This window comes from Halolactibacillus miurensis, from assembly GCF_900116255.1.
In the GTDB taxonomy this organism is placed as follows: domain Bacteria; phylum Bacillota; class Bacilli; order Bacillales; family Amphibacillaceae; genus Halolactibacillus; species Halolactibacillus miurensis.
Genome location: NZ_FPAI01000042.1, coordinates 1 through 13,516 on the forward strand (window position 1 = coordinate 1; position 13,516 = coordinate 13,516).

The window sequence follows — 13,516 nt, forward strand, 5'->3', positions numbered from 1 at the left end:
TAACAATTTTATGATAAACTTGTCTTGCACTTATACCCCTCATTTCTCTATTTTTTTCGTCGATTATAGTTTAACAAATGAGGGTGTATAAGTGTGTTTTTTTGATATAGGCTAAGGTCATGTCAGATTAAGGGGTACCACCACATTTAGTATAGAGCCTTAAAATCTAAACATACGTATCTAAAAAGAGACACATGAATCTTACTCATGCGTCTCCGTTATTTTTGTCGTGAAACTTATAGACGTTTAAATTTGCTGATACTTTCATTTAACATTTTTTAAACCCATCAAGAATCTCATTTATCAAAACTTATTGACCATAGTAATAATAATGTCCTTTCGGCATTTCTTTGTCATTTAATACCACACCAAGTAACTTTGATTTTGCAGGTAAAAGTAGCTCTTTAGCTTTTAGTGCTGCTTCTTTATCCGTCACCTTGCTACGTACGACAAGTAGAGATCCATCGACGATATTTGCTAGAATCTGTGCATCTGTTACCGCAAGCACAGGGGGGGTATCAAAAATAATCAAATCATAAAACTGTTTCGCTTCTTCGATCAATTTAATCATCGCTTTTGAGCCAAGTAATTCTGATGGATTAGGTGGTATTGGGCCAGATGGTAATACATGTAATGTAGCTTCATCTGTTTTTGAAACGGCCTCTAATAGTGAATAATCCCCTACTAACACACTACTTAACCCACGACGGTTATCTGCACGAAATGTATAATGCACTGTTGGTTTACGTAAATCCGCATCAATGAGTAACACGCGTTTTTCTTGTTGGGCAAAAACAACCGCAAGGTTGGCAACCGTGGATGATTTACCCTCCGAAGGACCTGAAGAAGTCACAAGCATCGTACTTAGATCACCATCTACGGCTGAAAATTGCAAATTGGTACGGATGGTCCTGTACTGTTCAGAAATGGGCGAACGCGGATTATTCCTCGTAATTAAATGCCTAAATGTTTGTTTCTCTCGTCTCGCCATAAATTACGCCCCTCTTTCTTTACGTGCACGGTGATGTTTCGCTGTAGGTTGTTGAATATCTTCTTCTGCCATGTGTGATACTGTACCAATAACCGGTAAATCTAAATAACGTTCAATGTCTTCTTCCGTCTTCACGGACGTATCTAAATATTCAAGTAAGAACGTTAAGCCAATCGAAAGCATCGCACCTAATATAAAAGCAATCACAATGTTGAGTGTTAAGTTAGGGCTAACGGGTAACGGGTTTATACCTGCGTCTGCGGGATTTAATACACTCACGTTATCAACATTCATCAGTTCATAAATCTCTTCTTGAAAAACATCGACGGTTGTATTTGCGATATTTTCAGCTCTTCGCGGATCCGTATCTCTTACTGTAACTGTCACCACCTGTGATTGATTTTCGTTTGTGACAGTCAATTTACTTCCTAGCTGGGTCGCAGATAGATCTAAGTCTAATTCATTAGCAACTTCTTCTAAGATACGATTACTTTTAATAATCACATTATATGTATTAATAAGCTCAATATTTGTTCGAATGTCACTTTGTTGAATGGTGTTCGTTTGATCTGTTTGCTGTTGGTTAACTAAAAATTGCGTGCTTACTTCATATTCTTTAGTAATAAAGAAAAACGTAAACATACCACCTAATACAGCAAGTAGTAATGACGTCGCAATAATCATACCAAGCCTTTTTTTAATAATCACTATCAGTTCTTTTAAGGAAATCGTTTCTTCCATATGGGATGGGCCTCCTGAAGTTTGTAGTTTAGTGCACTGCGATAACGTTTGAAGTTATGCACAGAGTAGATTATACCACAATCTGAAATAAAATACAGTCTGAATTTCCTTATTTTTCAAGATGTTTCACTTTAGTTCTATCAGCATAATGAATTAGTGTTATCAATAATATAAAGCAAACAAAACTGATTACTTATCAATATATAGATATGCTCACGTTCTGAAATCATAGTCTTATTTAATTTATATATTAGTAAGTACACATACGCACTTTACCTTGACTTCATTCAATATTGTGTTGCATCTTCACGTATTATTCTAAATCATCACCTTTATTGCTAAAGTACCCTCAGATTTATAGAATAGTATAGTTTTTAACATGGAATAGTGTTACTATTTTAACAAGACTAATTATAAAACACAGATATAACGGAGGTTCATAGTATGAAAAAAGTAAAAAAAGCGATTATTCCAGCCGCTGGATTAGGTACGCGTTTCCTGCCAGCAACTAAAGCGATGCCAAAAGAGATGCTACCGATTGTTGATAAGCCAACCATCCAGTATATTATTGAAGAAGCTGTTGCTTCAGGTATCGAAGACATCATCATTGTAACAGGTAAGGGGAAACGTGCCATTGAGGATCATTTTGATTTTGCTCCTGAACTTGAAGCCAATCTAAAAGAAAAAGATAAACTAGAACTATTAAGAAAAGTGGAACAATCAACTAAACTTGCAGACATTCACTACATAAGACAAAAAGAACCGAAAGGGTTAGGTCATGCCGTTTGGTGTGCACGCAAGTTTATTGGTAACGAGCCATTCGCCGTACTCTTAGGTGATGATATAGTCCAAAGTGATATCCCTTGTCTAAAACAATTAATTAACCAATACGAAAAAACAGATTCATCTATTATTGGTGTACAACAAGTAGACGAATCCGTTACTCACCGTTATGGTATTGTTGATCCTGGTAAGCAAGATAACCGTCTATATGAGGTTAATAATTTTGTTGAAAAACCAGCTCCAGGAACCGCACCTTCTAACCTAGCTATTTTAGGTCGCTATATTTTTAATCCTGAAATTTTCCGTTTCCTAGAACGTCAAGAAGTTGGCGCAGGTGGTGAGATTCAATTAACAGATGCGATTCAAATGTTGAATGAAATTCAAAAAGTATACGCTTATGACTTTGAAGGTAAACGTTATGACGTTGGAGAGAAATTCGGTTTTGTTCAAACGACATTAGAGTTTGCAATGCAAAACAAAGAAATTGGTGACGATGTAAAACAGCTCATTAAAAATCTTGCAAAAGAACTATAGTTGCTCTCAAAGTTACTTCCCTTGGCAGGTTGGCAAACGGAATAATACCTTGACTTAAACAGGTTTAGTTCTTAAAAGATAGACCTAAACCTGTTTAATTTTTTTAATATCTTCCGCGATTTTTAGGTGAGCGTAGCTAAGCTAGGTTATTACATTAAGGCTATTTTAACTTGTGGGATTAATTTATAACACGAAAAACAAATTTCAAAATAACCCACCTATAGATTTCAATCCCTCTTTACAGTATTGATCCTGAATAAGGTAATCAGTTTAGTATCAACATTTCAAGTTCTACATTAATACTCAAACTACTACAAAAGAATAAATAAAAAACATGTCTTAGCCACTTAAAAGCAGCCAAAACATGCGTAATATCAGATTTAACTTATAGATTAAGAATAAAATCACATGATCTTATTGATGACACTTAAGCCTCATCATTCCAATAATTCTTGAATAATACCACAAAAACCCCAATCATTAACCCCAATACTAGACCAATAGCAATGTTCAACAATTTATTTGGAGAAATCGGGTCCATTGTCGCTCTTGGTGCCGTAACGGTATTCACTTTCACATTAATGATGCCCATATCCTTTACACTATTCACTTCGTCTAATTTACCACTGTAAAAGTTATAAAGCTCAGTGTGCTTATCAATTTTATCAAGTGCTTTGTTATATTCAGCTTGTAACGTTTTATCTAATAGTCGGAATTCTTCTAAATAAGCTTCACTTACATCTAACAAATACTGATTACCAGATGTGTTCTCATTAACTAACATTAAAGTTGGTAGCTTTTCATGTGCATTTAAATTGTTAAAGGCAGCAACGGCTTGATCAATATTTTTTTCTTCTTCAAGCATTTGTCTCTCATATTCATCAGTTAGTAGGTCAAACCGATTACTCAATGCTTTTCCTAATTGAACTTTGGCCTGTACGACAAGTTCTGACAGAACCGATTCAATTTCAGTTTGATCAGATGACGCGAATTTAATTTCTAGATGATCCTCCCCCTCATTAAGACGAGACATCTCAATTTGATTAGCTAAACTGTTATATGTACGATCAATCTCTAGCTTTTCAATAACAGGTACAACACTTTCCGGTGACGTCAACACATTTTCAAAATTTTGAATGGTTGTTAATTCATCAATCAATGGTTGAACATTCTCTGGCGCAGTCGACACTTTGTTGAAACCAATAATTGTTCTACCTTCATATACCGGATCAACAAGGAGGTAGCTATACCCCGCAGCAATCAAAACAGCCATGGCTGTAATAATGCCTATTAAGACTTTCCCTTTTAATATTGCTTGAAGCAATTCCTTTAAACTGATTTCCTCTTCCATAATATCCTCCATAGTCTACTAATTATTTAATTATTCATACTTACAACAAAAACTGACACAACAACTCTAAAAATATCTAATTTCGATTAATTAGTCAACCCTGTTTAAGGAATTAACTGTGATAACTTTATCTTTTCAATGGTTTCAATCTTAGATTAAATTCAACACCTTTCATCAAAATACTATTTTACTAATATTAGTTTTATTAGTATGATATGAATATCAACCTAGAAACTATTTTAAAATGAGGAGATTCAAAATGACCAACGAAAAATTAACTCGAAGAAAATATAAGAAACAGAAACAAAAAAAGAAGAAAATTCTTCGTACCACTATTATTATTTTAGTTGCCTTGTTAATTATGATTGGCGCTTACTTAACGAGTGTTTATTTTAATGCTAAAAATGCCGTTGATGAGGCGTTTGATTCAGCAGGACGCGATAAGTCTGAGCTTCGATATATAACTGTTGACCCTGGAAAAGATCATGTATCAATCTTATTCATTGGTGTTGATAACGGCGGTGGAAGAGACACTAGCAGTAATGGATTATCAGATGCCTTAATTTTAACAACATTTAATAAGAATGATCACAGCATTAAAATGTTAAGCATCCCTAGGGATAGTTACGTGTACGTTCCGTTAAGAGATACTCATACCAAAATTAATCACGCTCACTCATATGGCGGGCCAAAAGCTTCAATTGAAACAATTGAAAATTTATTCGATATTCCGATTGATTACTTTGTTTCCATTAACTTTGATGCTTTTATCGATATCGTTGATGAATTGAATGGCATAAACATAGAAGTCCCATATGAACTTTATGAAATGGATTCAAATGATAATAAAGATGCGATTCACTTATTGCCAGGTAAACAAAACTTAAATGGAGAAGAAGCGTTAGCTCTTGCCCGAACACGTAAACTTGACAACGATATCGAACGGGGAAAACGTCAACAAATGATTATTAGTGCTATCTTAAAACGTTCTATTTCCGTCAATGCTGTTTTAAACGTGAATGATTTAATTAGTGTTGTTGGCGACAATATGAAAACAAACATGTCGTTTGATGAAATCAAAAGTTTTGCTCCATATGCATTAAATAAAGACTTAGCAATCGATCATTTAGAATTAAAAGGTTCTGACATGGTTACCGATGCTTACTATTATAAACTTGATGAAACACATCTCACTGACATTAAACAAATATTACAATCCCATTTAGAGTGGGAACCAAAAGAGAATTAATATTCACCTCTAAAGTTACACTTCGGTGTAACTTTTTTTGTTCTATAACGTCTGACGTAGTGTTAAGAATTTGTAAATCTTAAGTGGCGTTGAGTAACTAAATCATGTATAATTAAAAATTGATAAACCAACAAAGAAGGGGCTTTTTTATGTATCAAAATAATGAGTATTCACGATTAAAAAAAAGAAAACAAAAAAAACGTAAATTGTTAATATATATAGCCATCCCTATTCTCATCTTTATTGGGCTCGGCGCTACTTATGTAGGGGCCGTTTTAAACAAAGCCGAAAATGTTGTGTCATCTTCTTACGAAGATGATGGAAGAGAACAAGGTTCTGAATTACGTGAGGAAATTCCCGATCCAACTAAAGATAATATCTCTATTCTGTTCGTTGGTATTGATCAGGGTGGTGCAAGACAAGATCCTAATACAAAAGGTTTGTCTGATGCGCTTATTCTTGCGACTTTTAATAAACAAGATCATAGTGTTAAAATGCTCAGTATCCCTAGAGACTCCTATGTATATGTTCCAAGTGAGGATACCTTTACTAAAATCACCCATGCTCATGCCTATGATGGTGTAAAAGGTTCCATTGACACGATTGAACATTTACTTGATATTCCCATTGATTACTACGTTAGACTAAATTTCGATGCATTTATTGATGTTATCGATGCCTTAAATGGCGTTAAAGTAAATGTCCCTTATGAAGTTTATGAAATGGATTCAAATGATGTTGAAGGCGCGATTCATCTTACCCCTGGCGAACAATTATTGTCAGGCGAAGAAGCACTTGCCTTTGCTCGAACAAGAAGAAAAGATAGTGATTTAGAGCGAGTGAAAAGACAGCAACAATTAATGAGTGCGATTCTAGACCGAGCTATTTCGATGAACGCCGCTCTTAATATAACCTCACTATTTGATGCTGTTGGAGATAATATGACCACTAACTTAAAGTGGAATGAGATTAAAAGCCTGTCTAGTTATGCCTTATCAGGTGACTTAACCATTGAAAACCTCAGTTTGGAAGGTTATGATAAATGGGAGGATGCTTATTACTTTGGTCTAGATGAAGAGCATTTGGAAGAAGTTAAAATGATATTAAAATCACATCTAGATATTAATGAGTAAATAAATAGAAATCATCAATGTAATACTAAGTAAAGCCTTTACTATAACGCTTGTTATAGTAAAGGCTTTACTACTCTCTAATCAAATTTTCCTCATATTAAATAGCTATGATGTATGTTATTCTTAAATTAATAACTAAAGATATTAAATCAAATTATTTAAGAAAGCGACTGAAAATCAATGAAAAAAAGCACGCTAGATTATAAAAATCTGCCAATTTGGACACAATCTCTTATTTTAATGCTTCTATTCTCATCAATCTTTGAGCTAACTAATAGCACCCTTAATTCGTTTGGAAACAAAGCTATACAGATTTCACTAATATTGAGTTTATTTATATTTATTTTCAATTATTTAGAGCACGATTTTTTCAATTATTACATAAAAAATTTATACATTATTGTTATCCTTTATTTATTTTCAATTGTAATAAGCATGATTTTAAATAAAGATTACAATATCCAATTACTTTTACAAATTACTAGCGTTTTTTCTTTCATCATTCTCTCCATTCAAACTAAGTGGAACAAAATTAGTTTAATAATATTATCATCAGTCATCGGAGTATCAACTTTATTATTATTTAGTGATTTCCGTTTCTCTGACTTTGACTACAACGGTACCGTTGCTTTCAAAAGTATATTTAATAACCCGAACGGTTTAGCTATCATTCTTTTTTGTTCCACATATTTTATATTACTCACACTATATTATTTAAAAAATAAATTCTATCGTACTTTTATGTTAGTCATTTTAATACTAACAATATATTTAGTGTTCCAAACCCATGCAAGGTCTGTATATGTCTCATTTTTCATCGTCATTCTAATGTTATTAATTAATTACATTAAACCTAAATGGGTTTATTACAGTTTTTTCTTATCATTAGGAGGGGGCCTCTTATTTCTATTACTCTACATAATTTTACCCGGTAGTGAATTGGGCAATCTCTTTAATACCTTATCTTTAAAATTATTTAGAAAATCATTTTTCAGCGGCCGAGAAGGTATTTGGAATGAGTTGTGGACACACATAGCTGAAGCTCCCATACTGGGCCATGGAATAAGTACAGATCCAAATTACATTGAATCCATTGGCACCTCAGCTCATAATCAATATCTGCAAATTATTTTAGAGTCTGGTTTTTTAGGTATCTCTCTATTTATTATATTCCTATACCAACTTTGGTTACTTCTAAGAAAAAATCAAAATCATTTTACCGGTATGCTTTCATCTGCTTATTTGATTGCCTTCATTTTCTATGAAACATTTGAAGTGACTCTCTTCCAAAATAACTTTAATATCGGGCTGATACAATGGTTAATTATCACTATGGGTGTCAAGATTATTGACCCCAAAAAAGATGGTGATTGCACAAAAAGGACTTCAATAAAGTAATAACACTTACTGTGGCAACAAGTATTAAAACTTAATTAGAAAAGGGGTAGATATTATTGCGTTATTTGTATAAACGTTCTCACTTGAAAATAATTATAGCACTTATATTTATTATATGTGCAAGTCTAACATTTCCTTATATTATCGAAGCCGAAACATCAGATATTCTCAAGGGTATTGCAAAACACAATTCTGTTTCCGTTTATAATAATACGGATAACGATAGGATAGCTATTAAAAATTATACTAAAGGATCCATCCTATATTTTAAAAATTATAATGAAGAGTGGTATATTGCTGAGGTCTTTAAAGATGGGCAATTAACTATGGGCTTCATTAGTAGTGATGATATTGAACTTCTGAATTTAACTAATCAAAAAAATCTGATTGGCTTGAGTAATAATAAGGTAAATATTTATTCAAAATTAAATTCATCATCAACGGTACTCAAAACATATAGAACGGGTCATATCCTTCATTACCGTTCCTATTCAGATGAGTGGTACCAAGCAACTATTTATATTAACAATCAAGCAACCACTGGCTACATCAACAAAAACGATGTTGAGACACTCGATTTAACATCTCAAACACTCAAAAAAGGCCTGACAATCTCAAGAACAACAGTCTTTACTCAACCTAACCAATTATCTAGCAATTTAAAATCTTATAATAAAGGACACATACTAACCTATAAATCTTTTTCTGATAATTGGTTTGAAGCCACAGTTATTATTAACGATAAACATCATACTGGATATATTAATAAAAACGAAGTGGAAACATTATACCAAGAACCACAAATCTTACTAAATGGTATAGCAATAGACAAAACATTTGTATTTAGTAAACCAAGTTCTGACTCTTCTTCATTGAAATCCTATAAGTCAGGTCATATATTGTGGTATAAAACATTTTCCGATAATTGGTATGAAGCGACAGTTTTCTTAGATGATCAATCTTACACTGGCTATATCAAAAAGGATAGCGTAGATGCACTTAGCGACTCTAACGTTTCTTTAAAGGGGTATGCTTTGCGTCATACGAATATTTATCATCAACCAACACGTTCTTCAAATATAATTAAATCTTATCCGGAGGGGCATCTATTATCATACGAAGACTTTTCGGGAAATTGGTATAGAGCTAAAGTATATTTAAATAATAGATTAATAACAGGATACCTTCTTAAACAAGATACTCGTGATCAACATAAAACTTCAGACATTATTTCACAATATGCTCTAAATCCAGAAACAGCGGTATATAGTGAACTATCAGCTGTTTCTAACCCAATAAAAACTTATCGATATGGTAAGAAGCTATTGGTCCGACCTTTCACGGACAGTTGGTATTCTGCGGAAGTTTATAAAAATAATCGTCTTACCAAAGGTTATATAAAAAAATCTGATACCACTTCTCAGTTGCCTACTAGTAAAAATATTGTCAACCCAAATCAAGTTTATACTTATTCACAAATGAAAAGTGATATTATCAAACTAAAAGAGCAATATCCCCATTTAATTACGATTAAATCTGTTGGAACATCATTAAATGGTAGAGATATTCCACTCGTTAAACTTGGTATCGGCGATACAAAGATAACTATAAACGGGTCACATCATGCAAGAGAATGGATCACAACCAACTTGATAATGGAACAAATAGATTACTATAGTTCTGCCTATGTTAATAGAACTTTCTTAAACGGTTTGGACATACGAGAGCTATTAAATAATGTTTCAATCTATTTCGTACCTATGGTGAATCCAGATGGTGTTTTATTAAATCAACATGGTCCTGCTCAGTTTTCAAACGCGCAACAATTACTATCCATTAATAATAATGATAATGATTTTTCATCTTGGAAGGCAAACAGCAGAGGAGTTGATTTAAATAGACAATACCCAGCCGGATGGAACAGAATTACCAATAATTCAATAGGACCATCTTCAGAAAATTACAAGGGTTCAGCTCCTTTAACAGAACCTGAATCACGCGCAATGTATAATTTTGCTAAGAAGCATGATTTCAAGACTCACGTCTCTTACCATTCAACAGGAGAGGTCATATACTGGTCATATAACGCTACGGGTTCTCTATTAAGAACGAGTGAAAATATCGCGAAGCTAATATCAGACGAAACAGGTTACGGATTAATGTATAATTCTTATATCTATAGTAACGGTGGTTATACCGATTGGGTCATTGATTCTCTTAAAAAACCTGGATTTACTATCGAAATATCACCTTTCGTCGCAAACAAGCCTACACCACTTTCTAATTTCACTAGAATTTGGAATCAAAATAAAGCGATTCCTGCCATTTTAATGAATGAGGCGCACATTAATAGATTCAACAGGTGATTTAACAATATGATTCTCTTATAAGATCAAAATCACTAGAGACTATAACAATATTCTCTTTATAATTTACACTATTTTAATAGTTGTAAAAATCAATCTAAATTCCCTTAACATTCACTATTATTTTTGCGATAATATATGTGATGCTATCAAATACACACGGGAGGTGTAATCCAAAACCAGATGATAGTTTTTACGGGAAAAGAAAATACTACAAGTAAAAATTTGGAGGCTATATTTGGTGAGAAATTTTAACATTAAAAATATAATTTTAATCAGTTTTCTAACATTAAGTTTATTTTTTCAACCTATAAATCTATTGTTTAGCGATAATGATCTAGATACTAATGCTATCTATGCTCAAAGTCTTTTAAAGGGTATTTCACTTATCGAGAATACACCTGTTTACTCTGAGAAAAGCTTAGATAGCTCGATACTTAAAAACTATGCTCAGGGTTCTATTTTACAGTATACAGAAAGTGATAATAGCTGGTTCTCTGCAACTGTTATTATTGATGGTAAGAGCCACACAGGTTATATTTCAAAGAAACACGTTGAAACGGTTGATTTAACTCAACAAAAATTATTAAAAGGATTTAGTAAGGAAAATTCAGCTACTATTTATTCTCGAGCCACCAAGAATAGCTATAAACTTCGCACATATAGTCCAGGTAGTATGCTACTATTTAAATCATTCTCAAATGAGTGGTACGAAGCTCATATTATTGTGGATGGGAAAGGGCAAACTGGCTATATACACCACAGTGATGTTGAACTTTATGACGCTGAAAATCAGCAATCTCTTAAAGGTGTCGCATTAAATGATACAAATATTTATACTAAACCTGCAAAATCATCATCAAACTTAAGAACATACGACGAAGGACATATATTATACTACAAAACTTTTTCTAATAATTGGTATGAGGCGTATATCATTATAAATGGAACAGGAAAAAAAGGTTATATACAAAAAAGTGATGTTGAAACATTAGACTTAAGTAATCAACAAAGTTTAAGAGGTTTTGCTTTAAATACCGCTCATGTATATGATAAAGCATCTGAGAAGTCCGTTATTCTTCGTAGCTACTCAGAAGGACATTTACTCTATTATAAAACTTTTTCTACATCATGGTATGAAGCATACGTGATAATAAACGGAAAAGGAAGAAAAGGTTATATACCTAAGAATAGTGTAGATAACATTGAAGATCGACCAGTCGAATCTCTTAGAGGTTTGGCAACCAAAAACAGAGTGAATATATATTCACGTGCTTCAAACAAATCACCTAGTCTGAAATCATATCCTGAAGGACATATCCTTTATTATAAGACTTTGACAACAAATTGGTATGAAGCAACAGTATATGTTAATGGTCAAAAGAAAAAAGGTTATATTTATTCAGGTGATGTTGAAACACTTTCTTCTATTCAAAACGATTTAAACGGTTACGCCGATCAAACTAAGGTTAATATTTATTCTAAGGCTACAAGGAATTCTAATATCTTGAGATCATACCCAGAGGGCCATTACTTGTATTTTAAATCATTCTCCTCTGAGTGGTATCAAGCATTCGTATATTTAAATGGTGCTAAGACAATCGGATATATTAACAAAGGTGATATTGATTTTCAACCAATTAAGAAAATCTCTTATTCCAAATATGACTATACTTTTGACGAGATGATTAATATTCAAATGGGTAGACGCCCACAGGCTAATGGTACTGGTACAATTAATGCTGTTAGAAGTTTAGTCGAATACTATGCTAATCCATCTAATTTTAGAGATGGAGAAGATGGATTCTTTCAATTTTTAGATTTAGCATCACCTGCTGGTCTAAATCCTATTGAAGTGAATGATAATATTTTAAACAGTAAGACTGGCACTTTGGCAGGTACCGCAAGTGCTTTTATCGAAGCTGGTAATCGATATGGTATCAATGAAGCTTACCTCATTGCACATGCTTTACATGAAACAGGTAATGGTGCTTCTCAACTTGCTCAGGGTATTGAAGTAAATGGGCGTACCGTATACAACATGTATGGTACCGCTGCATACGATGGGACTGCTAACTCAAGTGGTGCTCAATATGCTTACGAAAAAAATTGGTTCACTCCAGAAGCAGCTATTATTGGCGGAGCTGAATTTGTTGCCAAGAATTATATTCATAAAGGTCAAGATACCTTATATAAAATGAGATGGAATCCTGATAATCCTGGTGTTCATCAATACGCAACACATGTTGCATGGGCTCAAATTCCTACAGCCCGTATCCAGCGTATTTATAATACTTTGTCTAGTTATGTGCTAATTTATGATGTACCGAAATTTATTAATCAGCCTGGCTATCAAGGATCAACACCTCCTAAGAACAATTCTAGTTATCCTGTAGGTGCAATTGGCGTTACTACTGGTACAAACGTAAGATTTAGATCAGAACCATCTACTGTATCAAATAATACTATTATAGCAACAATCGCCAATATAGGTACTGAGCTGATCATCCTCAGTACAAATAATCAAGGTTGGTATGAGGCGAAATTAAACGGACACACTGGATGGGTTACTGAAGACTATATAAAACTTAAGAATGTTGCTCAAGTTACTGCTTCAGGATTAAACGTCAGAGAAAATCCAACTACAAGTAGTAAAGTTGTTGGTAGCTTAAGTAATGGCTCTTTGGTTACTATGGTACTTAAAGAAGATGATTCTCCTGTTACACTTAATGAATGGTATAAAATCAATTATAATAACAGTGAATACTGGATCAGCTCTGGAACAAATCATAGTTATCTAAAAATCCAATAATCAATAAAATCATTAAAAGGCTCTCATTTTGAGAGCCTTTTAATGATTAAAATTTCTTATAATTGAATGAATTTCATAATTCTGAGGCCTTGCGGCCCAATGGTTTTGAAGCATAAAAAAGGAAGTACCTCCCCAAGTCTTGTATAATGGTAAGTAAC

The 13,516-nt window shown here is 33.2% G+C and carries 9 protein-coding genes; 6 read left to right on the plus strand and 3 right to left on the minus strand.

From position 1 onward, the window contains the following. Positions 1 to 310: 310 nt before the first annotated feature. Complete coding sequence (locus BM390_RS14580) at positions 311 to 991, minus strand: CpsD/CapB family tyrosine-protein kinase (protein WP_089855651.1); 681 nt, start codon at positions 989 to 991, stop codon at positions 311 to 313. A gap of 3 nt (positions 992 to 994) precedes the next feature. Next, entirely contained in the window at positions 995 to 1,732 is a 738-nt protein-coding gene (locus tag BM390_RS14585; protein WP_089855655.1) for a YveK family protein, read from the minus strand. Between the two features lie 444 nt (positions 1,733 to 2,176). On the opposite strand from BM390_RS14585, the gene galU reads away from it, so the two are divergent. Beyond that, positions 2,177 to 3,049 (plus strand): UTP--glucose-1-phosphate uridylyltransferase GalU, encoded by an 873-nt coding sequence (gene galU / locus BM390_RS14590; protein ID WP_089855658.1) that lies wholly within the window; start codon positions 2,177 to 2,179, stop codon positions 3,047 to 3,049. Positions 3,050 to 3,476: 427 nt separating this feature from the next. Here the strand turns inward: galU and BM390_RS14595 are convergent, their stop codons facing one another. Further along, positions 3,477 to 4,400, minus strand: coding sequence for a Wzz/FepE/Etk N-terminal domain-containing protein (locus BM390_RS14595; protein WP_177220744.1), 924 nt, complete (start codon positions 4,398 to 4,400; stop codon positions 3,477 to 3,479). Between the two features lie 259 nt (positions 4,401 to 4,659). On the opposite strand from BM390_RS14595, the gene BM390_RS14600 reads away from it, so the two are divergent. The 5 genes from BM390_RS14600 (at position 4,660) to BM390_RS15615 (ending at position 13,358) form a co-directional block, all read left to right on the plus strand. Next, entirely contained in the window at positions 4,660 to 5,649 is a 990-nt protein-coding gene (locus BM390_RS14600; protein ID WP_089855664.1) for an LCP family protein, read from the plus strand. 149 nt (positions 5,650 to 5,798) lie between these two features. Beyond that, positions 5,799 to 6,782 (plus strand): LCP family protein, encoded by a 984-nt coding sequence (locus tag BM390_RS14605; RefSeq protein WP_089855668.1) that lies wholly within the window; start codon positions 5,799 to 5,801, stop codon positions 6,780 to 6,782. 180 nt (positions 6,783 to 6,962) lie between these two features. Further along, positions 6,963 to 8,180, plus strand: coding sequence for an O-antigen ligase family protein (locus tag BM390_RS14610; RefSeq protein ID WP_089855671.1), 1,218 nt, complete (start codon positions 6,963 to 6,965; stop codon positions 8,178 to 8,180). A gap of 56 nt (positions 8,181 to 8,236) precedes the next feature. Beyond that, positions 8,237 to 10,546, plus strand: a complete 2,310-nt coding sequence (locus BM390_RS14615) for a M14 family metallocarboxypeptidase (RefSeq protein ID WP_089855674.1) — start codon at positions 8,237 to 8,239, stop codon at positions 10,544 to 10,546. A gap of 241 nt (positions 10,547 to 10,787) precedes the next feature. Further along, positions 10,788 to 13,358: an SH3 domain-containing protein gene (locus tag BM390_RS15615; protein WP_089855677.1), complete on the plus strand. Its 2,571-nt coding sequence runs from the start codon at positions 10,788 to 10,790 to the stop codon at positions 13,356 to 13,358. Positions 13,359 to 13,516: the final 158 nt, after the last annotated feature.

Bases quoted from the DNA above. Each gene is read 5' to 3' on its own strand.
- BM390_RS14580 (WP_089855651.1), bottom strand. From the start codon at position 991: ATGGCGAGACGAGAGAAACAAACATTTAGGCATTTAATTACGAGGAAT.
- BM390_RS14585 (WP_089855655.1), bottom strand. From the start codon at position 1,732: ATGGAAGAAACGATTTCCTTAAAAGAACTGATAGTGATTATTAAAAAA.
- galU (WP_089855658.1), top strand. From the start codon at position 2,177: ATGAAAAAAGTAAAAAAAGCGATTATTCCAGCCGCTGGATTAGGTACG.
- BM390_RS14595 (WP_177220744.1), bottom strand. From the start codon at position 4,400: ATGGAAGAGGAAATCAGTTTAAAGGAATTGCTTCAAGCAATATTAAAA.
- BM390_RS14600 (WP_089855664.1), top strand. From the start codon at position 4,660: ATGACCAACGAAAAATTAACTCGAAGAAAATATAAGAAACAGAAACAA.
- BM390_RS14605 (WP_089855668.1), top strand. From the start codon at position 5,799: ATGTATCAAAATAATGAGTATTCACGATTAAAAAAAAGAAAACAAAAA.
- BM390_RS14610 (WP_089855671.1), top strand. From the start codon at position 6,963: ATGAAAAAAAGCACGCTAGATTATAAAAATCTGCCAATTTGGACACAA.